This is a genomic window from Streptomyces lacaronensis, from assembly GCF_047337785.1.
GTDB classification, from domain to species: Bacteria; Actinomycetota; Actinomycetes; order Streptomycetales; family Streptomycetaceae; genus Streptomyces; species Streptomyces lycopersici.
This window is the reverse complement of the sequence record NZ_JBLHDK010000003.1, coordinates 10182018-10205377: the sequence shown is the minus strand read 5'-3', so window position 1 is coordinate 10205377 and position 23360 is coordinate 10182018. Positions and strand designations below refer to the sequence as shown.

Sequence of the window (23360 nt, the reverse complement as noted above, 5' to 3'; positions counted from 1 at the left end):
ACGACGAAAAAAATCGACGTGGTGTAGATTTAAGGGGAGAGAGGCCGGAGCCTATGCGCGGCGTGACTGCCGCGGCCAAGGGATGTGAGCGGAGATGAAGACCTTCCTGATCACCGGTGTGAGCAGTGGGCTCGGCCGGGCGTTCGCCGAGGGAGCGCTCGACGCGGGGCACACGGTGGTCGGCACCGTGCGCCGGGAAGCCGACCGGGAGGCATTCGAGGCCCTGGCGCCGGGACGGGCCCATGCGCGCCGGCTGGATGTCACCGATGACGTGGCCGTACGTGCCGTGGTCGACGAGGTCGAGGCGGCCGTCGGTCCGCTCGATGTGGCCATCGCCAACGCCGGGTACGGCCTGGAGGGGATCTTCGAGGAGACACCGCTGTCGGAGGTCCGGGCGCAGTTCGAGACCAATGTGTTCGGGGCCGCGGCGACACTTCAGGCCGTCCTCCCTCGTATGCGCAGGCGCCGCGCGGGCCACCTGATGGCGGTGACCTCCATGGGCGGCCTGATGGCGGTGCCCGGGATGTCGGCATACTGCGGCAGCAAGTTCGCGCTGGAGGGCATGCTCGAGAGCATCCGTAAGGAGGTCGCCGCGTTCGGCATCCATGTCACGGCCATCGAGCCCGGCTCGTTCCGTACGGACTGGGCGGGCCGGTCGATGACCCGCGCGGAACGCACCATCGCCGACTACGACGCGCTGTTCACGCCGATCCGCGAGGCGCGGATGGCGGCCAGTGGCAATCAGCTCGGCGACCCGCGGAAGGCCGCCGAGGCGCTGCTGCACATCCTCGACGTCCCGGAGCCCCCCGCCCATCTGGTGCTGGGCTCGGACGCGCTGCGCCTGGTCGCGGCGGCCCGGCAGGCGGTGGACGACGACATCCGCGGCTGGGAGAAGCTGTCGCGGACGACGGACTTCCCCGACGGAGCGCAGATCACCAGCGCGTGAACCCGCCGCCGGACGAGTCCTGAGTCCTTGTCCGGCGGAAGTACAGTGCTCGGAAAAGCCGATCAGGGGAGATCACCGTGGGAAGGCGCAGTGCCGCCCCGAGAAAGGGAGACCTGCGCGAGCAGGCCCTCCTGGACGCCGCCGAGGCGCTGCTCGAGCACACCGGTCTGGAGGAGCTCACGGTCGAGGCGATCGCCAAAGGCGCCGGGATCTCACGCGGCTCCCTCTACTTCTACTTCGGCAACAAGCACGAGGTCCTCGCCGCCCTCGTCGAGCGCACCCTGCGCACCATCCGGGCCGAGGCCGACAGCACGGCGCAGGACGCGACGTCCCCACCCGTCGAGGCGATGGCACGGGCCGTCAAGGGCGTGGAGCGGGTCTGGCGCGAGCACGGCACCGTCATGCGGGCGGCCGTGGACTACTCCGCGCTGCATCCGGTGATCGGAGCCGCCTGGAACGACACGGTCGAAGCCTTCGCCCGCACCATGACCCAGGTGCTGACGCGGGCGGGCATCCCCGACGAGAGCGGCCCCGACGGAGCCGCCGCGCTGGCCCACGCACTGTGCTGGCTGACGGAACGGGCCTTCTACCGCGCCGCCTGCTCCCCCGAGAAGGACTTCTCCGCCGCGACCGCGACCACCGTCACCATCTGGCGTCGCGTCATGGGCAACTGACGCGACCGTAGACCCGGCGTGGCCCACGTCACTCCACCCCCGTCGCCGTGCCAGCGGCGGCGTCGAGAGAGTCGAACACGAACCAGAATTCATGAATCCATTGGTTTGAGTTCCATGGCCCTGGCTAGAAGAGTGAGTGACCAAGGTGCTTCGGAAGGCAGGCACACCTGGCGGGAGGCGCGCGCCGCGCGCTATGAGCCCCAGATGTGCCGTGCCGGCCTCCCGCTCCGCTGAACAGCGAACCAAGCAGGGAGAGAAGAGGACCTTGATGAGCGCCATGTGTGCAGGCGCCCGCCGCCGCCACGACGACACCCCTGACACCGCGGCCGACTTCGAGCGGCTGGCCGCCATGCCCAAGGGACCCGAGCGGGAGGCCCTGGCCGAGAAGCTGGTCGAGGCATGGCTGCCGATGGCCCACCGCCTCGCCCGCCGCTACCGCAACCGCGGGGAGAATCTGGAGGATCTGGAGCAGGTCGCCGCCCTGGGTCTGGTCAAGGCCGTCGACCGTTACGACCCCCAACGCGGAGGCGCCTTCCAGCCCTACGCCATCCCCACGATCGTCGGGGAACTCAAGCGGTACTTCCGCGACTGCGCCTGGGACCTCCATGTCCCCCGGCGGGTGCAGGAGCTGCGCAACAGGGTCCGCGCCACCATTCAGGACCTCGCCGCGGCCGGAGGCACCGACCGCTCCCCGACCGTGGCCCAGGTCGCCGAGGCCGCCGACATGAGCGAAGAGGACGTCCTGACCGGGATGGAAGCCATTGACAGCTTCCGGTCCCTGTCCCTGGACGCCGAACTCGCCGGCGCGGACGACGGCTATTCCCTGGCCGACACCCTCGGCCGGTCCGAGACCCGCTACGACACCGTCATCGCCCGGGAATCGGTCAAGCCGTGCCTGAACCGGCTCCCGGAACGGGAGCAGCACATCCTGTATCTGCGGTTCTTCCGCGATATGACCCAGGCCGGCATCGCGGAGGAGCTGGGCATCTCCCAGATGCACGTCTCCCGCCTCATCTCCCGCAGCTGCGCCCGGATCCGCAACCAGGTCGAGGCCGAGTCCCAGCCCGGCCGGATCCCGGTCCACGCATAGCGACGCCCCGCCCCGTCCCGTCCCGTCCCAGGAGAAGAAGGGAGCCTGCCATGCTCATGGCCCACCCCGCCGTACTGACCGACCTCGTCCAGCAGTACGAGACCCTCCGCACGCTGCACGCCGAGAACGGCAGCCCCGAGGCGCGGCAGCGGCTCGCCGACGTCTCGTACACGCTGTGCGTCGTCACCGGCACCCGGGACATCGACGCCGCCCTGATCGCCGCCCGGCACCAGCTCCCCGGCGCCCACCCCGAGGACGATTCCCTCGTCCCCGGCGCCTGAGGCAGGGCGTCCCCGCGCGCCCCGGACATCGACGGCCATCGGTGTCCGGGGCCCGCTCCACGCCCGTCAACGGTCCGTGGCCTGGGCGGTATGGGCTTCGGGGCCCGCGGCGAGGCTCGTGTCGGACGGGCGCGGGCCGTGCGGGTGCAGCAGCCGGACAGCACACGGCTGGTCTCCTCCAGGTGCTGGGCCGGTACGGACGCGAAGCAGACCGCGGACCGCGGCCATCCGAACGGTGAGCGGGCGAGGTCGCAGCGCAGGCTCATCCGTGACGGGAGCAGCGAGTGCAGTCCGCGGCGCACCGTGGTGAGGCCCACACCGGTGGCCGCCGCCTTCCCCGCCGGGGCGATGTCGGCGCAGTGCTCCTCGGTGGAACGGTCTCAGCCCGCCAGGGCCTCGCGGTAGACCGCCGGATCGACGTTGCCGCCCGACGCCACGAGCGCCACGACCTTGCCCCGGACGTCCACCTTCCCGGACAGCAGGGCCGCCAGGGACGCGGCGGCGCCCGGCTCGACCACGAGCTTGAGGAGGCGGTGGGCCGTGGCCATGGCGGCCAGGGCCTCCTCGTCGGTGGCGGTCAGGCCGGTGACGTCGTAGTGGCGGAGGACGGCCAGGGGGCGGGCACCGGCCACCGGGCCGGAGATGGCGTCCATGAGGCCGCCCGGCGGGTGGGGGTTGGCGCATACGCGGCCGGCGGCGAGGGACCGGGCCATCTTGTCGAAGCCCGCGGGTTCGACGATGTGGTTCGCGAGGCCGGGGAACGCGTGGTCGAGCGCGGTGATCACACCGGCGGCCAGCCCGCCGCCACTGCAGTTCACCAGGACCGTGTCCGGGGTCAGGCCCAACTCGCGCGCCTGCTCGGCGATCTCCAGGCCAACGGTGCCCTGCCCGGCCATGACGCGAGGGTCGTCGAAGGGCGGGATCAGCGTCATCCCGCGCTCCTCGATGATCTTCCGGGCGGCCTCTTCCCGGTCCTCGGTCCGCGGGTCGTACAGGACCGTCTCGGCGCCCCACCAGCGGCAGTTGTCGACCTTGATACGGGGGGCCGTGTTCGGCATGACGATGACCGCGGGGCACCCGGCGAGCCGCGCCGCGGCGGCCACGCCCTGCCCGTGGTTACCCGCCGAGTAGGCCACGATCCCGGCGTGGCGGACCTCCTCGTCCAGGGTGAGCAGCGCGTTGAGCGCCCCGCGCACCTTGAACGAGCCGGTCAGCTGGAGACATTCGGCCTTGACCAGGACGCGGGCGCCCACCAGGTCGTCCAGCATCGGGGAGTTGAGCAGCGGCGTCCGGACCACATGGCCGGTCAGGCGCCGCGCGGCCGCATGGATGGCGTCGATGCCGAAGCCGGGCACGGTGCCGTCGTCGGCGGCGGCGTGGAGAGGTGATTCGGGCACAGGTGTGAATGTAGCCCATGGGCGATCCCGGTCTTCGGCCGGTCACCGCCCCGCCTCCGAGCCCTGGAGCCGGGCGGCGAACGCGCCGATGTGGGAGGCGATCGGTTCACGGTCGCGGACACGGCCGGGCTGCCGGCCCTGGCCCAGGCGCACCTCCGTGTCCGCTTCCGCGACACCCTCGGCACCACGCCCTCCGCCTACCGGCGGACCTTCCAGCGGGGCTCGGACGTCCCGGAACGTCACGCCACGCCGTGAGTGGCACGGCCGAAGTCGGTGGTCAGCCAGTGCTCGATGGACTCATCGGGGAACGTGTGCGGCCGGTAGGTGCCCGCCACCCGTGAGATGTCGGTGATCCGGTCGAGGCGGAAGGTGCGCCAGTCGTCCCGGTCGACGTCGAATGCCACGAGGTACCAGTGTCCGGCGCGCAGGAAGTGGCGGTACGGCTCGACCAGCCGGGTGGAGGCGCGGCCGTGCTGGTCGGTGTAGTGGAAGCGGAGTCTGCCGTCCTCGGCCACCGCGTCGGCGATCACCCCGACGGTCGCCGCCGAGACCACGGCGCCGGGCTGCTGGAGCACCTCGGTGGCCAGGTCGGTGGCGGCCGCGCGGCGCCGCAGCGGGCGGGGCAGCACTTGGTCCAGTTTGAGCAGCGCGCTCGACGCGACCGCCTCCTCGGGGAGGAAGGCGCGGATCAGATGCAGCCCGGCCACCAGCGCGGTGATCTCGTCGGCGGTGAACAGCAGCGGCGGAATCCTGGCTCCGGGGCTCAGCCGATAGGCGCTGCCCGGCCCCGGGCGGGCCTCGACGGTGTACCCGAGACGGCGCAGCCGCTGGGCGTCGCGTCGCACGGTGCGGACGCTCGTGCCGAGCCGTTCGGCCAGCTCGGTGGCGGTCCGCTCGCCACCTGACTGCAGCAGCGTCAGCATGGCCAAGGTCCTGATCGTGGGATCGAGCTCCATGCCCTCAGCCTTCCAGGAGAGGAGGACAGCTTCCGGCCGCCTTGGTTCCTAGGGTGCGGTCGAGCCATCGATGAGAGGAAACAACCATGCGGATCGCCGTCACCACCCCGACCGGAAACGTCGGCCACCACGTCGTCGCCACACTCGTCCGCGCCGGGGTCCGGCCACGTGTCCTGCTGCGCGACCCCGGGCGGCTGGCGCCCGGGGTCCGGGACGAGGTGGACGCGGTGCCGGTCGACCAGTACGACGCCGACGCGGTGGTGGCCGCCACCCGCGATGTGGACGCCCTGTTCTGGGTGAACCCGACCAGCGGCCACGGCGATCCCCTCGCCGAATACGCCCGCGCCACCGACGGCGTGGTGCGCGCCGTCACCGAGAACCGGATCGGCCGCGTGGTGTTCCAGAGCAGCGTCGGCGCGGAGAAGCGTCACGGTGCCGGTGAGATCGACGGCCTGGCACAGACCGAGATCGCTCTGGACGGCACGGGTGTCGATGTCACCCATCTGCGCTGCGCCTACTTCTTCACCAATCTCGAATTCGAGCTCGATGCCCTGCGTTCCGGTACCCTCCGGGTGATCCTGCCGCTCGACCAGCCCATGGGGTGGGTGGCGCCCCGCGACATCGCCGAGGTCGCCGTCACCCGTCTGCTGGCGCCCGCCTGGTCCGGCCGGTGCGTACAGGCCGTCCACGGGCCCGCCGACCTCACCTGGCGACAGGTCGGCGACATCCTCACCGCCGCCACCGGCCGCCGGATCGCCGTCGAGCGGATCACCGACGACGCCATGCGCGCGCGACTCCGCCGGGCGGGGATGGCCGAGAGCCTGGTCGAGGCCGTGCTCGGCATGTCGACCGGACTGCGCGAAGACTTCGTGCCCGAACAGCCCCGCACCCTCCGGACCACCACCCCGACCACCCTCGCCGCCTGGGCCTACGACCAGCTGCGACACCGGATCGCCGACGACGTCCCGTAAGCGATCCGCGTGTCGTCCTCGGGTATGCGGGCGGCGCGGGCTTCGCGGATGGCCGGCATATGGGCCATGTCCGTGACGAAGTACGTCAGCTTGGTCACATCGTCGAAGGTGGCACCGGCGGCGGCGAGGCAGCGCCGCAGATTCTCGAAGACCTGGCGGGCCTGGGCCGCCGGGTCGCCCTCGCCGACGATATTGCCCGCCTCGTCCAGGGCGATCTGGCCGGAGAGGGCCACGAAGTTCCCGGTGCCCTGGACGACATGGGAGTACTGGGCGGCGGGCGCGACCCCGTCCGGGGCGGGGATCCCGATCAGCTCACTCATGGGTGCGGCGTATTCACGTGAGGGCCGACCAGGCGCGCGCCAGATCGGCCGTGAACGGGTGGCCCGGGGGGTCAGCACCTGCTGGGCCGGCGAGGGGAGGCTTCCGGCGGCCGAGGTGCACCGCACCGGTCCGGGCCTGCCCGAACCGGACCAGGGCTGACCGGTCGACCGATTCTGTGAGTTTCTGTGAATCACCGGTCGACCGACTGGCGCGACCTGCCGGTTTCCCCATGGCCGGACTCCCGGTTCACATCACACACCCAGACTCGTGCAGAGCTGTCCCAGAACAGCGGATCACTGTGATGCCACCCGCCACGACGACGTCGGGCGACCGCAATCAGGTCCAGAGGGACAGAAGGAAGAGCGCTTCATGTCCAACGGCAGCATTGGCAGCGCCAGCACGAGCACCGGCACGAGCACCGGCACCGGCACCGGCACCGGCACCGGCATCAGTACGAGCACCAACACCGGACCGCTCGGCAGCGAACAGCACACGAGGTGGAACAGACGGCTCATCGGCCAGGTGGCCATCCTGATTCTGGTGAACACCATGGTGGACACCGTCGTCACCGCACCGCTCCTCGTCCTTCCCGAGATGCTCGACCACTTCGGCACCGATCAGTCGGCGTGGATCGACGCCAGCTCGCTGCTGGCGGGAGCGATGTGGGCGCCGCTGCTCGGGAAGAGCGCCGATATCCACGGCAAGCGCAGGGTGCTGGTGGCGACGTTGATCACCGCCCTGGCGGGCGCCCTGGTGTGTCTCGTCGCCCCCAACCTCTGGGTGTTCATCTTCGGCCGTCTGCTCCAGGGAGCGGCCGTGGGGGCCGTGTTCCTCACGGTCGCCCTCATCCGTGACATGTGCGCACCGGACATGGCGATGGTCGTCACGGGCGTCGTGACCTCCGGCTCCGCGCTCCTCAGCATCGTCATGCCCGCCCTCTTCGAGTTGACGGCCGCGGAGTTCGGCTGGCGGAGTGTGTTCGTGGCGTCGGCGATCTTCGCGGCCATCGCGGCGGTCCTGGTGCACCGCCTCGTTCCCCAGTCCGCGATCAGGACACCGGGCAAGGTCGACATCGCCGGGGCCCTCCTCCTCGGTGGCGGGCTGGCGGCGGTGCTCAGCTATGTGAGCCTCGGGTCGGAGTTCGGCTGGTTCACCGTGGGCCCGCTCGCCCTCCTCGTCGGTGGCGCCGCGGCACTGGCCCGGTGGTTCCTGGTGGCGAGCCGGATTCCCGAGCCCGTGATCGACATCGGAAACCTCGGCAGGCCGCTGGTGCTCACGCTGCTCGTGGTCGTCTTCGGAACCGGCGCGTACCAGAGCATGCTCACCCTCTTCGGCCTGATCGCCAAGGTCTCGGCGGATCAGGGCCTCGGGTACGGACTCGCCGCCCCGGGAGCGCTGGGCCTGCTGTACGGCATACCGGCGATCGGCATCGTGCTCGGCGGCACCCTGGCGGGGGTGCTCAGCACCCGCGTCGGACCGGCCGCGGCACTGGCGGGCGGAGTGGCGATCGGGACGGTGGGAACCGTCGGGATGTTCCTCGGGGACTCCGTGCTCCCTCTCGCGGTCGTCTGCTCCTTCCTGCTGAGCCTCACCGCGGGAACGCTCGTGACATCCGGCTTCAACATGGCGGCGACACTCGCACCCCCGGAACGACAGGGCGTGGTGTCCAGCATGGTCATGGTGATGGTGGCGACCGGGGCGGTGATCCTGAAGTTCGTGGGTTCTGCCGTACTCAAGTCCACCAACACGGTCGTGGACGGGGACACCGTGAACTCGGCGCTGGGTGTGCACAGTTACATCGCCATGGCCACCAGCGCGTTCCTCGCCGCCGCCGTGGTCGTTGTCATCCTCCTGCGCACGCGGCGGCGCGGCGCACGCACCTCCGTTCTGGAGTCATGATGATCGAAGTACGCGGACTGACCAAGCGCTACGGCAAGGTGGTGGCCGTCGACGACCTGACGTTCGCCGTCCGCCCGGGGGAAGTGACCGGCTTCCTCGGTCCCAACGGCGCGGGCAAGTCGACCACGCTCCGGTTGATCCTGGGCCTGGACGCCGCCAGTTCGGGGACCGCCACCGTTGGCGGGCGCCCGTACTCCGCGCAACCGGCGCCGTTGAGAGCCGTCGGCGCGCTGCTGGACGCGGGCGCGGTGCTGCCCAGCCGGACGGCCCGCCACCACCTGCTGGCCCTCGCGGCCTGCAACGGTATCCCCCGTGGCCGAGTGGCGGCGGTCCTGGCGGAGGTGGGCCTTGAGGGCGTGGCCCGCCGCAGGGCCGGGACGTACTCGCTCGGCATGCGGCAGCGGCTCGGCATCGCGGCGGCGCTGCTGGGCGATCCCCCGGTACTCGTTTTCGACGAGCCGCTCAACGGGCTCGACCCGGAGGGGATCGTCTGGATCCGCGGGCTGATGCGGCGGATGGCCGCCGAGGGGCGCGCGGTGCTGATGTCCAGCCACCTGATGAGCGAGATGGAGCTCACCGCCGACCACCTCATCGTCATCGGCCGCGGACGGCTGATCGCGGACACCGCCATGGCGGCGTTCATCGACGCGCACTCCGGCCGTGAGGTCCTGGTGCGCGGCCCGCGGGTGGAATCGCTGCGGCGGATGCTGGCACCGGCGGCGGAGGTGCGCACGGACGGCGCGGACGGCCTGGTGGTGACCGGGATGGACGCGGCCGGGATCGGCGCACTGGCCGCGGCGGGCGGAGTGGAGCTGCATGAGCTGACGCCCCGGCAGCCGTCGCTGGAGCGGGCCTTCATGGATCTGACCCGCGATGCCCTCGAGTACCACACGGAGAAGGAGACGGACTCATGAGCGGAAGCACCGCGGACACCCGCGCGGCGATGGGCCACGAGCCGACGCCGGACCGGCCACAAGCACACCGGACACGCCCCGCACCGGCGCACCGAACACTCCCGGCACCGGCGGGCCGGGCGACGTTCCGCCACTCTCTGCACGCCGAGTGGATCAAGATCCGCACCATGCGGTCCACCGGCTATGTCATCCTCGGCACCCTGGCGTTCTGTACGGGTCTCGCCTCGCTCAACGGCACATCCGCCGGAGGCGACTACGCGACCATGACGGCCGCCGACCGGGCCGCCTTCGACCCGCTCGCCACCAGTCTGCGCGGCTACCTGCTGGCGCAGATCGCCCTCGGGCTGCTGGGTGGCCTGGTGATCACCTCCGAGTACGGCGCCCGCACGATCGTCAGCACACTGACCGCCGTACCGCACCGGGCCCGGGTGCTGGCCGCCAAAGCCACGGTGCTGATCGCGGTGGCGCTGCCGGTCGGGCTGGTGGTGTCCCTCAGCGGCTTTCTCGTGGGGCAGGCGGCGCTGGCGGGTGCGGACGCCCCGCATCTCGGCCTCTCCGATCCTCAGGCGCTGCGCGGCATTCTGGGCGGCGGGCTCTATCTGACGCTCGCCGCGCTGTTCGGCCTCGCGATCGGCGCGGTGATCCGCAGCACGACGGCGACGGTGACGACCCTGTTCGGCGCGATGCTGATCGTGCAGGCGTTCGCACCCGCGTTGCCCGGGGCGTTCGGCGACCGGGTGGCGAAGTACTGGCCGCCGATCGCGGGCGGACAGATCATCACCGGCCACCGCGATCCGGCGCTGCTGGCCCCCTGGTCCGGGCTCGCCGTCATGGCAGGGTGTGTCGGGGCCCTGCTGACCGCGGCGTTCATCGTCTTCCGCCGGCGCGACGCGTAACGGGCCGGGAAGCCGGAGAGCGGACGATCGGGCGAGGACGGGACGGATGACGGCATCGGAACGGCTGCTGGTGGTGGAGGACGAGCCGACGCTGCGCGAGTTGCTCTCCGCGAGTCTTCGGCTGGCGGGCTTCGCCGTGGTCGCGGTCGCGACCGGCGAAGAGGCGCTGGCCGCGGTGCGGGAGCGGCGTCCCGACCTGATCGTGCTGGATGTGATGCTGCCCGACATCGATGGCTTCGAGGTCGTCCACCGGCTGCGCGGGCGGCATCCGCTCGCCGCGGCGGGCCATCCCCCGGTGCTGTTCCTCACCGCCCGCGATGCGCCCGAGGACCGGATCAGCGGGCTCAGGGCGGGCGGTGACGACTACGTCACCAAGCCGTTCAACCTGGAGGAGCTGGTCCTGCGCATCCGGGCCATTCTGCGCCGCGTCAGCGGCCGTCAGTCGGACGGCCGGCTGGTCGTCGGCGATCTGGAGCTGGACCCCGACAGCCATCAGGTGATCCGGGGCGGGCAGCCGGTGGGGCTGTCCCCGACCGAGTTCGGCCTGCTGCGCGTGCTGATGGAGAACGCCGGGCAGGTGCTGTCGAAGTCCCAACTCCTGGAGCTGGTCTGGCAGTACGACTTCGGGGGCGACGACAGCATCGTCGCCTCCTACATCAGCTATCTGCGGCGCAAGGTGGACCTGGGCGAACCGAAGCTGATCCATACGGTGCGCGGCACCGGGTATGTGCTGCGGAGGCCGCCGCGGTGAGCCAGAGCCCCGAGCGCGGCCGACTCTCGCTGCGCGGCCGACTCTCGCTGCGTGGCCGGCTGCTGGCGATCGCCCTGACGCTGCTCGTTGTCGCCCTGATCGGCAGCAACGCCCTGGCCGTCGTCCTGCTCCAGCGCGACCTGGTGCATCAGCTGGACAACCGGCTCCGCACCGCCGCCACCGTCACCGCGCGCCTCACCCACCCGTCCGACATGGCGGGTGATCGGACATCGCGGGTGCGCGACACCGTGGAGCAGCAGCTGACCGGCGATGTCTACCTGGCCTCCCTCGGCCCGGACGGCCGGGTGCGGCAGGTCATCCGGCCCGCGGCACACAGCGCTCCCGCCCTGCCGTCGCTCGACACGGCGGCCGTCGGCGAGCGCGGCCGTCGGGTCTTCGAGGCCCCGGCCGCCGACGGCGGTGAGGCATGGCGGGTGATCGCCGTACCGCTCAACGCGCCGGAAGAACAGCACAAACAGGCCGGGGGCGTCCACAGTGTCGTCCTCGCGGCCTCCCTCACCCAGGTCGACGCGACGATCAGACAGCTCGGCACCCGGATGCTGCTCATCGACTCCCTGGTGCTGGCGCTGCTCGGCGGGGCCGGGTGGTTCGCCGTACGCGCCGGGCTGCGCCCGCTGCGCCGGATCGAGACCACCGCGGCGGCCATCGCGGACGGCGACCTGTCCAGCCGCGTCCCGGAGCTGGCCGCCTCCCGTACCGAACTCGGCCGGCTGGCGATGGCGCTCAACGGCATGCTGGACCGGGTCGAGGAGAGCGACGCGGCGCGGGCGGCCGCCGCCGAGCGGATGCGCCGCTTCATCGCGGACGCCAGCCATGAGCTGCGTACCCCACTCTTCGGTATCAAGGGGTTCACCGAGCTGTACCGGATGGGCGGCATGCCCGAGCGCGCCGATGTCGACGCCGCGATGGGCCGTATCGAGCGGGAGGCGGCACGGCTGGTCCGGCTGGTGGAGGACCTGCTGCTGCTCGCCCGCCTCGACGAGTACGCCGCCGCCGCGGACCTCCCGCTCCATCCCACCCCGATGGATCTGCGCACCCTGGCCGTCGACGCCCTGCACGACCTGAGAGCGCTCGATCCACGGCGCCCCGTCACCCTCACCGGCCCCGGCGGCGGGCCGCCGGGTGGCGCGCCCGTGCTCGGCGACGAGGCGAGACTGCGCCAGGTGACCTCCAACCTCGTCGGCAACGCGGTGGCCCACACCCCGCCCGGCACTCCGGTCCGCATCGGCGTCGGCACCGAGGACGGTGTGGCGGTGCTGGAGCTGCACGACGAGGGTCCGGGGATGTCCGAGGAGCAGGCCGCCCGCGCCTTCGACCGCTTCTATCGCGCGGATGACGCCCGCGGCCGTACCAAGAGCGGCGGCGCGGGGCTCGGCCTCGCGATCGTCAGCTCCCTGGTGACGGCCCACCACGGCCGGGTGGAGGTGCATACGGCCCCGGACGAGGGCGCCACGTTCCGCGTCCTGCTCCCCCTGGACGACTGAGCACCTACGGCCTGCTGGGTGCCGGGGGGGTGCCGTCGCCCTGATGTCCGGGGCGCTGCTGACACGGGCCTGACGCGCCCGGCTCAGTGCACCTTCGTCAGCCCGCCTTCGATCGTGGCGAGCAGGGTCTCGTCACACTCGGCCGAGGTGTCCGCCGCCCAGCACACATAGCCGTCGGGGCGGATGAGCAGGGCGGCGGCGCCCAGGTCGTCGGCGCAGGTGGCCCGGACGAGGTCGACGCGTGGCGGGAGCCTGAGGCCGTCCGGGACGGCTCCGGCCAGATCGAGCAGAACGGCGTGGCCCGAGCCGAACAGCGCCGACAGCCGGGTGGCACCGGCCTCGGTGACCAGGTCGGCGTCCGGCACCCGCTGCCCGGTGAGGGGATGTTCGCCGGGCAGTTCGTAGCGCAGCGAGAGCCCGGACATCAACCCCGCGAGATGGCGGTTGGCATCGGGCAGGCGCAGCAGGTCGATGAAGATGTCGCGCAGGGCGGCCACGTCCTCGCTCGGGTCGGTGTTTGCCAGGACGCGCTGTGCCGAAGTGTGATGCAGGACCCGGGCCGCGGCCGGGTGCCGTTCGGTGTGGTAGCTGTCCAGGAGGCCGCTCGGCGCCCGGTCCTGGATGACCGCGGCCAGTTTCCAGCCCAGGTTGATCGCGTCCTGTATGCCGAGGTTGAGCCCCTGGCCGCCCAGCGGCGCATGGATGTGGGCGGCGTCGCCCGCGAACAGTACGCGGCCCACGCGGTACTGCTCCAACTGGCGTGTCGCATCGCTGAAGCGCGAGGAGTTGTCCACGGCCCCGAGGGTGGTCTCCTCGCCGTACACCTCCCGCAGGGCGGTGGCGATCTCCTCGTGGGTGACGGGGGCGTCGCGGGCGGTGTCCATCTGGTCCGCGCGCCCGAAGGTGAAGCGGTAGAGGTCACCGTCGACCGGGACCAGCATGGCCCAGTAGTCGCCCACCTGACGGGTCAGGGTGCTGATGTGCCCCATCCGCTTCGGCACCAGCGAGGACACCGCGGTCAGCCGGATGTCGGTCAGCACCGCCTGATGGGTCCCGGCCCGCCCGGGAAACGGCAGCTCAAGCAGTTTGCGCACCGTGCTGTGGCCACCGTCGCACGCCACCAGATAGCGCGCCCGCACCTCCAGGCCGTCCGCCGTCACGACCACGCCGTCCTCGTCCGACTCGACCTTCGAGACGGCGGCGGAGCGCAGAACCCGCGCGCCCGCGGCGATCGCCCGCTCCTCGAGCACCTCCTCGATCTTCCACTGAGGGATGCCGATCACGCCGTTGTGCCTGGTCTGCCAGGGGGTGCAGTCCAAGGGCACGGGCAGCAGCGCGAAGTTCCCGCCCACCGGGCCACGCGGGGTGGCCCGCCGCAGCATCGGCTCCAACAGCCCGCGCGACTCCAGCAGTTCGGCCGTACGGGGCTGGATGGCACCGCCCTTCACCTGCTCGATGCGCTGGTCCAGCTTCTCCAGCACCAGGGTCTCGGCCCCGGCCAGCGCCAGCTCGTACGCCAGCATCAGCCCGGTGGGGCCGGCGCCCGCGATGACGACGTCGGTCGCGCCCTCTGCCATCTCCATCGTCCCCGCCATCTCCGTCTTCTCCGTCTTCTCCGTCGGCACGGTCACCCCTCCTCGATTTCTCGCCTCGGACTACATGTATACCAGGTGCAGAAATCTCCTGAGGGCAACTGCTCTGCTACGGTGGTCGTCGTGGACGGCAAGCCAGGGCTACGGGAGCGGAAGAAGCAGCGGACCCACGCGGCGATCTCCGAGGCGGCGATCACGCTCTTCCTCGAACACGGCTTCAACCAGGTCTCGGTGGCCCAGGTGGCCGAGGCGGCCGAGGTGTCCAAGCGCACGCTCTTCGCCTACTTCCCGGCGAAGGAGGACCTCGTGGTGCACCGCCTCGCCGACCACGAGACCGAAAGTGCCCGCGTCGTACGGGCCCGCCCGCCCCGCACCACCCCGCTGACCGCACTGCGCGAGCACTTCTTCAAGGGCCTGCGCGAACGGGACCCGATCACCGGGCTCAACGACCATCCCCAGATCCTCGAGCTCACCCGGATGATCCTCGACACACCCTCGCTGGTGGCCCGGATGGAGCGGTTCAAGGCAGGTGCCGAACGCGCGCTCGCGGAAGCCCTGCGGGAGACGGCGGACACCCCGGAACTCACCGCGCGGCTGGCCGCCGTCCAAATCGTCGCGGTCCAGTGGTCGCTGGCACAGGACAACACCGCACGCGTGACGTACGGGGAGCCGGCCGACGAGCGCTACCCGGGTGCGGTGGCCGACGCGGAGCACGCGTTCGCGCTGCTGGAGAACGGACTGCGGCACCTGCCCCCGCGGAAGTGACTCCGGGCCGCCCCGCACGGGTGCCTCCGGGGCGCCAGGCTCTCAGCTCAGGCCGTCGGGTGGCCTCACAACGCGAGAGGGCCCCGGATTTCTCCGCGGGCCCTCGTGCGTCTCGGTGTGGTCAGTTCGGGGCGGCCGCCATCGCCCGGCTCTCCTCGGCCTTCCCGGGCTTGGGGTTCAGCATCCGCTCGGCGAGTTCGCCGAAGAGGAGGCCGAAGCCACCCCAGAGGATCAGCTGCATGGCGAGGGCGGACAGCCGGAACCGCCACAGGACGGTGGCCGGGAAGTCCGCCGGGACCTCGTTGATGACGGGCAGGAAGGCGAACGCCAGCCCGATGACGACAGCGAAGGCGGCCACCGCGGCGACGGTGGCGTACCAGGTGCCCAGCTTCGGGGCGAGCCGCTTGCCGAGGATGGTGGCGGCGATCGCCAGGAGCACGCTGAGCACCATCATCAGGAAGTACAGCGTCGTCCGCTTGCCGATGGTGTCGCCGTTGCCGACGGCGGGCGGGCTGGCCGGGTACTTCAGGAACGGCACGACATAGACCGCGAGCAGCGCGCAGCCGGACAGCAGCAGCGCGGTGGCCCGCGGGCTGAAGCGGCCGACGCGGCCGAGGGCGACGCAGTAGGCGAGGGCGGCGATGCCGCCGAACGCGATCCCGTAGATGAGCACACCGGTGGCCAGGCCCGCGGTGGACTGCAGACTACGGGAGACGATCTCGACCTCGTGCTCATGCGCGGGGGCGTGGGCCTCCTCGAAGCCGATCGCGCGGTCGACGTTCGGCTCACCGAGGAAATAAGCGGCGATCAGGGCGAGCACACCGGCGCCAAGACCGGCGAGCATGCCCCGCACCAGCAGGTTTCTCACTGTTGCGGAGTTCATGGGGGTGCGGCGTCCCTCGCGTCAGTGGCAGGGGAAGCCGAGCAGATGGCGGGCGTCATGCACCCACTCGTGGACACCCGAGCCGGAGACGACCGCGGTGGCGCCCTGCTCGGCGCCGACGAAGTACAGCAGGACCAGCATCAGGATGCCGAAGAAGACGGCCCAGGGAGCTATCGCCTTCAGCGGCAGCGTGGTGGGGAGGGCGGGAGTGGTGGCTGTCGGCTGCGCGACATGCTGCGCCATGACAGTGGCCTCCTAAGGGAGTTCGCGTCCCATCTCGGTGGTGCACAAGACGATGGCTGCGGGTCTGACTCACGGAACGTCCCCTTCGGATACGTCCGTTCACAGTGGCGCGACCGTGCCGGATTCCCACCGGCTTCCGTCAGACCATCGTCGATATCGCACCGACGGTACCGCGTGTCGGATGCCTGGCCAAGACCGGCCACCCGGTGAGACGCCTCTCTGGTACCAGGCCGCCGGCCCCGGCAGGACACACACGCATCACTCGTCGCGGCCGTAATGGGGGCTGTTGGGCGGCAGGAAGCGGCCCCGGAGGCGGGTCAGCAGCTCGGAGGTCTCCATCGCGCGCTCGCCCAACTGGGAGGCCACGGCCAGGGCCAGGGCATCGACCACGGCCAGCGAGCCGAGCGTCTCGCGGGTGGCCCCGGAGGCGGAGAGGGTGGCGAGGAGGGTGACGGCCACGCGGTCGCCGAGCGCCGGGCCGAGGGCGTCGGTGATCAGGACGACCGGGGCGCCCACCTCCTCGGCGTGGTCGATGATGACCTCGATCTCCTTGAAGAGCCGGGCCGGGGCGAAGATCACCACGACGTCGTCCGCCGAGAGCGGCACCAGCGCGTCCGGCAGCCTGAAGCCCATGTCCGCGGTGTGACGGGCCTTGAGCCCCAGCCGGTTGAGCCTCAGCGCGAGGTACTCGGCGATGATGCCGGACGGGCCGGCGCCGAAGGTCATGACCTCCTTGGCGGGCAGCAGCCGCTCCACGGCCGCGGCGAAGGCGTCGGCGCGCAGACTGCGCCGGGTCTCGTGGATGACCTCGGCGGCGTCCTCGAAGACCCGGTCCAGCAGTTCCTCGGTGGATCCGGCCATGTGCTCGACGCGGCTGCGCAGTCGCGCGGAGGGCCGCATCAAGGTGGCGAGTGACCGGGCCACGGCGTGCTTGAGACCGGTGAAGCCGCTGTAGCCGAGGGCCTTGGCGGTACGGACCACCGTGGCGTCACTGGTGCCGGTGAGCGCGCCGAGTTCGCTGGCGGAGGAGAAGCCCACCTCCTGCGGATGCTCTCTGAGGAACGCCGCGACCTTCTGCTCGGCGGGAGCGAGCCGCGGCCAGGCGGCCGCCACCCGCTGCTGGAGCGGCGCACCCTCCGGGATCTCCGCCATTTCCATGGGTTGCCCTCTCTTGACGTGCGTCCGTAGCGCATCCTACTTTCCTCGCGTCGCATTCACGACAAGTTCGTAGCAGATACTACGGAGCCTTCCATGACCACTTCCGCCACCCCGACGCCCGGCTACCGCCCCCGGCCTGGGGCGGTCGACCGCCCCCAGTGGCCGGGCGGCGCCCGCTGCGCCGTGATGCTGAGCTTCGACGTGGACGGCCCGGCGCTGCTGGCCAACCTCGGCCACGCCCCCGACATCTGGCGCTCGCCACGGCTGTTCTCGCTCGGCGCCTACGGCCCGCACCGGGGCACCCCCCGGATTCTCGACCTGCTGGCGGACTTCCCCGTCCCCGCCACCTTCTTCGTCCCCGGCTGGACCGGCGAGAGCTGGCCCGACCTGCTGAAGACCATCGCGGACCACGGCCATGAGCTGGGCCATCACGGCTATATGCACGAGCTGTACTACTCCAAGTCCATCGCCGAGCAGCGCGCGCTCATCGAGCGCAGCCAGGAGATCTTCCAGCGGGTGGCCGGCACCACGGCCGTGGGGTTCCGCACCCCCTCCGGTGACTTCCGCGCCGACAGCCCCCAGCTGCTGCGCGATCTCGGCTTCTCCTACTCCAGCTCCATGCGCGGCGACGACCGCCCGTACCGCTGGCGGATCGACGGGCGCGACACCGACCTCATCGAGATCCCCGCGCAGTGGGAGCTGGACGACTTCCCCCAGTTCGCCTACAACGACGTCCCGGCGGAGCCGCGCAGCCAGGACCGGATCGCCGGCACCGAACTCACCCTGGACAACTGGCGGCGGGAGTTCGACGGCTACTACCGCTACGGGCTCTGCTACGTCGTGATGATGCACCCGGAAGTCATGGGCAAGCCGAGCCGGGCGCTGCTGCTGCGCCGGCTGATCGAGCACATCCGCTCCCATGACGACGTGTGGTTCGCCACCGGAAGCCAGATCGCCCAGTGGTGGCGGACCCACCACTGAGCGGACCCACCACTGAGCGCCAGGGACGAGACGGAAGGAGAACGCGGTGAAGAGCGAGCAGGCGCGGCCCCGGCTGGAGGAGAACCCGCCCTGGCCGGACGGCGCCCGGTGCGCGGTCGTGGTGACGGTCAACCTCGACGCGGAGCTGTTCTGGCTGCGGCTGGACGAGTCCTGCCACGAGCGGCCCAAGACCCTGTCCATGGGCGAGTACGGCCCGAAGCGCGGTGCTCCCCGGATGCTCGACGCCCTCGACGCGGCCGATGTCCGCGCCAGCTGGATGATCCCGGCGACGGTGGCCGAGCGCTACCCCGGGACGGTGCGGGACGTGGCCGCCCGCGGCCATGAGATCGCCTCCCGCGGCGACGGCCTGGAGGACTACGCGACCCTTGACGCGGAAGGGCAGCGCCGCGCCATCGAGCGTTCCGCGCGGGTGCTGGAGGACATCTCCGGGCGGCGGCCCACCGGCTTCCGGCCGCCCTCCGCGGAGATCGGCGACGACACCGCCGGGGTGCTCGGCGAACTGGGCTTCACCTGGACCTCCCTGGCCCGGGGCGACGACCGGCCGACCCTGCTGCACCCGGCCGGCGGCCCCGGCGCCACCCCGCTGGTGGACGTTCCGGCCCACTGGGAGCTCAATGACTTCCCCCGCTTCATGTTCAACTACGGACCGGCCTACCCCGCCGGTCAGGTGCGGATCGCCGGATACGGGCAGACCCTGGACGACTGGTGCGCCGAGTTCGACGCGTACCACAGCTACGGGCTGTGCTGTGTGATCACCCTGGAGCCGTCCTGTATCGGCAAGCCGGGCCGGATCGGGGTGCTGGAGGAGTTCCTGGCGTACATGCGGCGGCGCCGGGATGTGTGGTTCGCCACCGGCGCCGAGGTGGCGCGGTGGTGGCGCTCCCTGGACCGCCCGAACGACCCCGGGGCCTCGGAGGAGGTACGTCACCGCACCGACCCGCGACGCGCCGCGGCCATCTGACGGCGGCAACACCACCGGCGCGCCGCCGACCGCGTCACCTGTCACCGATGTCCCCGACAACCCACCTACAGTCGCGGTATGCGCATCGTCTCCCTGCTGCCCGCCGCGACCGACATCGTCGCCGAACTCGGGCTCGCCGAGCACCTGGCCGGACGGACCCACGAATGCGACTGGCCGCCGGAAGCGGTGGCGGACCTCCCCGTGGTGACCGCCACCGGTCTCGACCAGGACGCCCTCACCAGCCGGGAGATCTCCGACGCGGTCGGCGGCGCGACACACTCCGGGTCCTCGCTCTACACCCTCGACACCGAGGCGCTGGCGGCCCTGCGCCCCGATGTGGTGCTCACCCAGGACCTGTGCGAGGTGTGCGCCGTGTCGTACCGGAAGGTCAGCCGGGCCGTTCGGCTGCTGGACGCCGATACCCGCGTCCTCAGCCTGGAGCCACATACGCTCGACGACGTACTGGACTGTCTGGTGACGGTGGGCGAGCTGCTCGGTGTGCGCGAACGCGCCGAGCGGCGCCGGGCCGATCTGCGCGACCGCCTCGAACGGATCCGTCAGGCGGTGGCGGGCCGGGCCCGGCCCCGGGTCGTGGCGATCGAATGGCTCGACCCGCTGTGGCCCGCCGGGCACTGGGTCCCCGACCAGATCGCCACCGCCGGAGGCGAACCGCTGCTCGCCGCGTCCGGGGCGCACACCAGCCCGATGACCTGGGAGGCGGTGCGCGCCGCCCGGCCGGAGGTGGTGCTGGTCCTGCCGTGCGGCTTCCCGCCCGAGCGCACCCTGCGGGAGACGGACCTGCTCACCCGCCTGCCGGGCTGGGCGGACCTGCCCGCCGTACGGGCCGGAAGGGTCTGGGTGCTGGACGGCCCGGCCTACTTCAACCGCCCCGGCCCGCGCGTGGTGCGCGGAGCCGAGGTGCTGGCCCACCTCCTGCACGGCGTACGGGCCGGGGACGAGGTGACGGAGGCCGAGGCGCTCCCGTTCCCGGCCCGGTCGTCATGACCGGTGGCCCGGACACCACGTCATGACCCATGTGCCGCGGGGGTCAGCCGCACGGTGAGGATCTGGAACGGCCGTAGCGCCACGGCCAGTTGGTCCTCACCGACCGCCGAGACCTCCGCGGGCCGCTCGGCCGGCGGGCGCTCCAACAGGTCCGTGACCTGGACCCCGCCGAGCGGGAATCCCGTGCGCAGCACCGCCCGCGCCCGGCCGCCCAGCGACTCGTAGAGCCGCACCACCACATCGCCCGATCCGTCGTCGGCCAGCTTGACCGCCTCGACCGTGACCGCCGGGTTGTCGCTGGTGATCACGGGGGCCGCCGGGGCCTCGGCGCCGACGCGCAGCGGCAGGTTCAGCGCGTACCCCTCCGCGATGGCGTCCTCGACCGTCGCGCCGGGCAGCAGCGCGTAGGTGAAGCGGTGCTTCCCCTGGTCGGCCTCCGGGTCGGGCACGCGCGGCGCGCGCACCAGGCTCAGGCGGACCGTCGTGGTCGTGCCGCCGTCCGACTCCCGTGTGGTGCGCGAGACATCGTGGCCGTAGGTGGCGTCGTTGAGCACCGCGACCCCGTAGCCCGGCTCGCCGATGTGCACCCAGCGGTGCCCGTACACCTCGAAACGGGCCGCCTCCCAGCTGGTGTTGGTGTGGGTGGGGCGCTGCACATGGCCGAACTGGATCTCGGCGCGGGAGTGGTCGGCCCGTACATCGACCGGGAAGGCGGCCTTGAGGATCTTCTCCGCCTCGTGCCAGTCGATCTCCGTCTCGATGTCGATACGGCGGCTGCCCGCCCGCACCACGATGGTCTGCGCGATCCGCGAGCCCTTGCCGAAGTGGCGCTCCACGCGCACCGCCCCCAGCAGCGGGCCGTCCTCGGTCACCGTGATGGACTCGGCGTCGGTGAGGTCCGTGTAGCGGTTCCGGTAGTGCTTGTCGATGTCCCAGGCGTCCCAGTAGTTGGGCAGGTCGCTGTGGAGGCGGAGCAGGTTGCCCGCCGCGTCCGGCGCGAGCACCTCGCGGTCGGCCGCCAGGTCGCGTACGGACGCGATGGTGCCGTCCTCCGCGAGCTCCACCCGCACCAGGCCGTTGTCCAGCACCCGGCCGTCGACGGTGACCGGCCGCGGGGTCGCCCCCTTTGGGACGAGCGGCGCGCTGCCGTTCGCCGGGACCCGCGTCCACACGGCCACCGAACCGTCCGCGAGCCGCTGACCCTCTGCCGCGAGATCCGGCGGCACCGTGACGACCTCGGCACGGTCGCGCGGGCTGGTGTTGAACACGGCGGCCGACCCGTCACCGGTCGTGGCGAGGGCGTCCAGCGCCCGCTCGGTGAGCTCCCGCACCTCGGCCGCCACCCGCGCGTACTCGGCCTCGGCCTCCCGGTGCACCCAGGCGATCGACGAGCCGGGCAGGATGTCGTGGAACTGGTGCAGCAGCACCGTCTTCCACAGCCGGTCCAGCTCCGGCAGCGGATAGCGGTAGCCCGGCGCGTGCAGCGCGGCCGTCGTCGCCCACAACTCCGCCTCGCGCAGTAGGTGTTCGCTGCGCCGGTTGCCCTGCTTGGTGCGGGCCTGCGAGGTGTACGTGGCGCGGTGCAGCTCCAGATACAACTCCCCGGACCACACCTGGTCCTTGGGGACCTCCTTGCTCGCCTCGGCGAAGAAGGTGTCCGGGTGCTCGATTCGCACCCGCGCCGAGCCCTCCAGATCGGCGAGGCGTCGGGCGCGCTCCATCATCTCGCGGGTGGGGCCGCCACCGCCGTCACCGTGCCCGAACGGGGCGAGCGAGCGGGTGCCCACGCCCTTGTCCTGGTAGTTGCGCACCGCGTGCGCCATCTCCTTGCCGGAGAACTCGGCGTTGTAGGTGTCCACCGGCGGGAAGTGGGTGAAGACGCGGGTGCCGTCGATGCCCTCCCACCAGAAGGAGTGGTGGGGAAGCTTGTTGGTCTGGTTCCACGAGAGCTTCTGGGTGAGGAACCACTCGTTCCCGGCGAGCTTCGCCAGCTGCGGGTAGGCCGCGTTGTACCCGAAGGAATCCGGCAGCCACACGCCCTTGGTCTCGATGCCGAAGTGCTCGATGAAGAAGCGCTTGCCGTGGACCAGTTGCCGGGCTATCGCCTCACCGCCGGGGAGGTTGCCGTCCGACTCCACCCACATGCCACCGACCGGCGCCCACTGGCCGCATCTGACGGCCTGCTGGATACGGGCCCACACCTGCGGGTAGTTGTCGCGCACCCACGCGTACTGCTGGGCCTGTGAGCAGGCGAAGACGAACTCCTCGTACTCCTCCGCGAGCGCGGTGACGTTGGAGAAGGTGCGGGACGTCTTGCGCTTGGTCTCGCGGATCGGCCACAGCCACGCCGAGTCGATGTGCGCGTGGCCGACCGCCGACATGATGTGCGCGCTGGCGTGCGCGGGACGGTCCAGCGCCGTCCTCAGCACGGCGCGGGCGTCGGCGGCGGTGCCGGAGATGTCGTCCAGGTCCAGGGCGTCCAGGGCCCGGTCCAGACAGGTCATGATCTCGTGCCGGCGCGGATCGTGGGCGTCCAGCTCCAGCATCAGCTCGCGCAGGACCTGTACGTCCAGGGAGAGGTGCCAGACCTCCTCGTCGAGGATGGCGAGGTCGGCGCGCCGGAACGTGTACAGCGGCTTGTCGCCCGCGGTGAGCCGGTCGCCGAGCGGGGTGGGGCCGATGAATTCATTGGCCAGGATGTCCGGGTTGGAGGCGGCCTCCACCAGGTAGTGGATCTCCTCGCCGCCGACGGCCGCGCGGGCCACCGGCACGTACTGGTTCTGCGGGTTGACGGCCTTGAGGGGTTGGCCGTCCGGCAGATGGACCAGGGCCTCGGCCTGGTTGCCGGGCCAGTCGCCGACGAAGCCGAGGTCGATCACCGTCTCGACGCGCTTGCCCGCCCACTCCGCGGGCACCTGTCCGCGCATGCGGAACCAGGTGGTGCCCCACGGCGGACCCCACGGCGTGTCCATCGCGAACGGCTCGTACGGGGCCCGCTCGGCCTCGGCGAAGGGCACCGGCTCGCCGGGGGCCTGCCAGGCTTCGACGGTCAGCGGGGTGGTGGCGGAGTAGACGGCGGGCTTGATGCGCTGGTCGTGGACGCGCTCGACGCGCTCCTCGATGCGGCGGCGTTCGTCGTGCACGGGGAAC

23 protein-coding genes and 1 riboswitch are annotated in these 23360 nt (G+C 71.6%); of the genes, 15 read left to right on the top strand and 8 right to left on the bottom strand.

Going from position 1 to position 23360, the window contains the following annotated elements; all coding sequences use genetic code 11:
- Positions 1-94: 94 nt before the first annotated feature.
- The 4 genes from ACMTAK_RS44160 to ACMTAK_RS44145 all read left to right on the top strand — a co-directional run bounded on the left by ACMTAK_RS44160 (position 95) and on the right by ACMTAK_RS44145 (position 2991).
- Positions 95-946: an oxidoreductase gene (locus tag ACMTAK_RS44160; RefSeq protein WP_413811366.1), complete on the top strand. Its 852-nt coding sequence runs from the start codon at positions 95-97 to the stop codon at positions 944-946.
- A 77-nt stretch (positions 947-1023) separates the two neighbouring features.
- On the top strand, positions 1024-1620 hold the full coding sequence (locus ACMTAK_RS44155; RefSeq protein WP_413811365.1) for a TetR/AcrR family transcriptional regulator: 597 nt from the start codon (positions 1024-1026) through the stop codon (positions 1618-1620).
- 268 nt (positions 1621-1888) lie between these two features.
- Positions 1889-2710 carry a SigB/SigF/SigG family RNA polymerase sigma factor gene (locus tag ACMTAK_RS44150; protein ID WP_413811364.1) on the top strand — a complete coding sequence of 274 codons (822 nt, stop codon included), beginning with the start codon at positions 1889-1891 and terminating at the stop codon, positions 2708-2710.
- Positions 2711-2760: 50 nt separating this feature from the next.
- Entirely contained in the window at positions 2761-2991 is a 231-nt protein-coding gene (locus tag ACMTAK_RS44145) for a DUF5133 domain-containing protein (protein WP_413811363.1), read from the top strand.
- Between the two features lie 380 nt (positions 2992-3371).
- Here the strand turns inward: ACMTAK_RS44145 and ACMTAK_RS44140 are convergent, their stop codons facing one another.
- Complete coding sequence (locus ACMTAK_RS44140; protein WP_413811362.1) at positions 3372-4388, bottom strand: threonine ammonia-lyase; 1017 nt, start codon at positions 4386-4388, stop codon at positions 3372-3374.
- A 90-nt stretch (positions 4389-4478) separates the two neighbouring features.
- On the opposite strand from ACMTAK_RS44140, the gene ACMTAK_RS44135 reads away from it, so the two are divergent.
- The gene (locus tag ACMTAK_RS44135) at positions 4479-4643 is read left to right on the top strand and encodes a hypothetical protein (protein ID WP_413811361.1); all 165 of its coding nucleotides are present in this window, start codon (positions 4479-4481) and stop codon (positions 4641-4643) included.
- Here the strand turns inward: ACMTAK_RS44135 and ACMTAK_RS44130 are convergent.
- The gene (locus ACMTAK_RS44130; protein WP_413811360.1) at positions 4628-5344 is read right to left on the bottom strand and encodes a helix-turn-helix transcriptional regulator; all 717 of its coding nucleotides are present in this window, start codon (positions 5342-5344) and stop codon (positions 4628-4630) included. The two genes, ACMTAK_RS44135 and ACMTAK_RS44130, sit on opposite strands and share 16 nt — an antisense overlap.
- A gap of 86 nt (positions 5345-5430) precedes the next feature.
- Between ACMTAK_RS44130 and ACMTAK_RS44125 the strand changes: the two genes are divergently transcribed.
- Positions 5431-6315, top strand: a complete 885-nt coding sequence (locus ACMTAK_RS44125) for an NAD(P)H-binding protein (protein ID WP_413811359.1) — start codon at positions 5431-5433, stop codon at positions 6313-6315.
- Here ACMTAK_RS44125 and ACMTAK_RS44120 read toward each other — a convergent pair.
- Complete coding sequence (locus tag ACMTAK_RS44120; protein ID WP_413811358.1) at positions 6273-6635, bottom strand: RidA family protein; 363 nt, start codon at positions 6633-6635, stop codon at positions 6273-6275. The two genes, ACMTAK_RS44125 and ACMTAK_RS44120, sit on opposite strands and share 43 nt — an antisense overlap.
- Positions 6636-7005: 370 nt before the next feature.
- On the opposite strand from ACMTAK_RS44120, the gene ACMTAK_RS44115 reads away from it, so the two are divergent.
- The 5 genes from ACMTAK_RS44115 to ACMTAK_RS44095 are packed head-to-tail and all read left to right on the top strand — an operon-like array spanning position 7006 to position 12601.
- Positions 7006-8535 (top strand): MFS transporter, encoded by a 1530-nt coding sequence (locus ACMTAK_RS44115; protein ID WP_413811357.1) that lies wholly within the window; start codon positions 7006-7008, stop codon positions 8533-8535.
- Positions 8535-9449 (top strand): ABC transporter ATP-binding protein, encoded by a 915-nt coding sequence (locus ACMTAK_RS44110; RefSeq protein WP_413813176.1) that lies wholly within the window; start codon positions 8535-8537, stop codon positions 9447-9449. The genes ACMTAK_RS44115 and ACMTAK_RS44110 overlap by 1 nt, the downstream gene beginning before the upstream one ends.
- Positions 9446-10345 (top strand): ABC transporter permease, encoded by a 900-nt coding sequence (locus ACMTAK_RS44105; protein WP_413811356.1) that lies wholly within the window; start codon positions 9446-9448, stop codon positions 10343-10345. Before ACMTAK_RS44110 ends, ACMTAK_RS44105 begins: the two co-directional genes overlap by 4 nt.
- Before the next feature lie 46 nt (positions 10346-10391).
- Positions 10392-11096 carry a response regulator transcription factor gene (locus ACMTAK_RS44100; protein WP_413811355.1) on the top strand — a complete coding sequence of 235 codons (705 nt, stop codon included), beginning with the start codon at positions 10392-10394 and terminating at the stop codon, positions 11094-11096.
- Positions 11093-12601 carry an ATP-binding protein gene (locus ACMTAK_RS44095; protein WP_413811354.1) on the top strand — a complete coding sequence of 503 codons (1509 nt, stop codon included), beginning with the start codon at positions 11093-11095 and terminating at the stop codon, positions 12599-12601. Before ACMTAK_RS44100 ends, ACMTAK_RS44095 begins: the two co-directional genes overlap by 4 nt.
- 83 nt (positions 12602-12684) lie before the next feature.
- Here the strand turns inward: ACMTAK_RS44095 and ACMTAK_RS44090 are convergent, their stop codons facing one another.
- The gene (locus tag ACMTAK_RS44090; RefSeq protein WP_413813175.1) at positions 12685-14178 is read right to left on the bottom strand and encodes an FAD-dependent monooxygenase; all 1494 of its coding nucleotides are present in this window, start codon (positions 14176-14178) and stop codon (positions 12685-12687) included.
- A 129-nt stretch (positions 14179-14307) separates the two neighbouring features.
- Here ACMTAK_RS44090 and ACMTAK_RS44085 point away from each other — a divergent pair, with 129 nt between their 5' ends.
- Positions 14308-14958 carry a TetR/AcrR family transcriptional regulator gene (locus ACMTAK_RS44085; protein ID WP_413813174.1) on the top strand — a complete coding sequence of 217 codons (651 nt, stop codon included), beginning with the start codon at positions 14308-14310 and terminating at the stop codon, positions 14956-14958.
- A 121-nt stretch (positions 14959-15079) separates the two neighbouring features.
- On the opposite strand, the gene ACMTAK_RS44080 is transcribed toward ACMTAK_RS44085, so the two are convergent.
- The 3 genes from ACMTAK_RS44080 to ACMTAK_RS44070 all read right to left on the bottom strand — a co-directional run bounded on the left by ACMTAK_RS44080 (position 15080) and on the right by ACMTAK_RS44070 (position 17242).
- Positions 15080-15841, bottom strand: coding sequence for a CbtA family protein (locus ACMTAK_RS44080; RefSeq protein WP_413811353.1), 762 nt, complete (start codon positions 15839-15841; stop codon positions 15080-15082).
- Positions 15842-15862: 21 nt separating this feature from the next.
- Positions 15863-16084, bottom strand: coding sequence for a CbtB domain-containing protein (locus ACMTAK_RS44075; RefSeq protein ID WP_413811352.1), 222 nt, complete (start codon positions 16082-16084; stop codon positions 15863-15865).
- 56 nt (positions 16085-16140) lie between these two features.
- A riboswitch (cobalamin riboswitch) is annotated at positions 16141-16274 on the bottom strand.
- Positions 16275-16342: 68 nt separating this feature from the next.
- Positions 16343-17242, bottom strand: a complete 900-nt coding sequence (locus tag ACMTAK_RS44070) for a MurR/RpiR family transcriptional regulator (RefSeq protein WP_413811351.1) — start codon at positions 17240-17242, stop codon at positions 16343-16345.
- A gap of 93 nt (positions 17243-17335) precedes the next feature.
- Between ACMTAK_RS44070 and ACMTAK_RS44065 the strand changes: the two genes are divergently transcribed.
- From ACMTAK_RS44065 to ACMTAK_RS44055, 3 genes are all read left to right on the top strand, one after another.
- On the top strand, positions 17336-18223 hold the full coding sequence (locus ACMTAK_RS44065; RefSeq protein WP_413811350.1) for a polysaccharide deacetylase family protein: 888 nt from the start codon (positions 17336-17338) through the stop codon (positions 18221-18223).
- Positions 18224-18269: 46 nt separating this feature from the next.
- Complete coding sequence (locus ACMTAK_RS44060) at positions 18270-19205, top strand: polysaccharide deacetylase family protein (protein WP_413811349.1); 936 nt, start codon at positions 18270-18272, stop codon at positions 19203-19205.
- A 78-nt stretch (positions 19206-19283) separates the two neighbouring features.
- The gene (locus ACMTAK_RS44055) at positions 19284-20210 is read left to right on the top strand and encodes a cobalamin-binding protein (protein ID WP_413811348.1); all 927 of its coding nucleotides are present in this window, start codon (positions 19284-19286) and stop codon (positions 20208-20210) included.
- A 20-nt stretch (positions 20211-20230) separates the two neighbouring features.
- Here the strand turns inward: ACMTAK_RS44055 and ACMTAK_RS44050 are convergent, their stop codons facing one another.
- Entirely contained in the window at positions 20231-23353 is a 3123-nt protein-coding gene (locus ACMTAK_RS44050; protein WP_413811347.1) for an alpha-mannosidase, read from the bottom strand.
- Positions 23354-23360 lie beyond the last annotated feature (7 nt).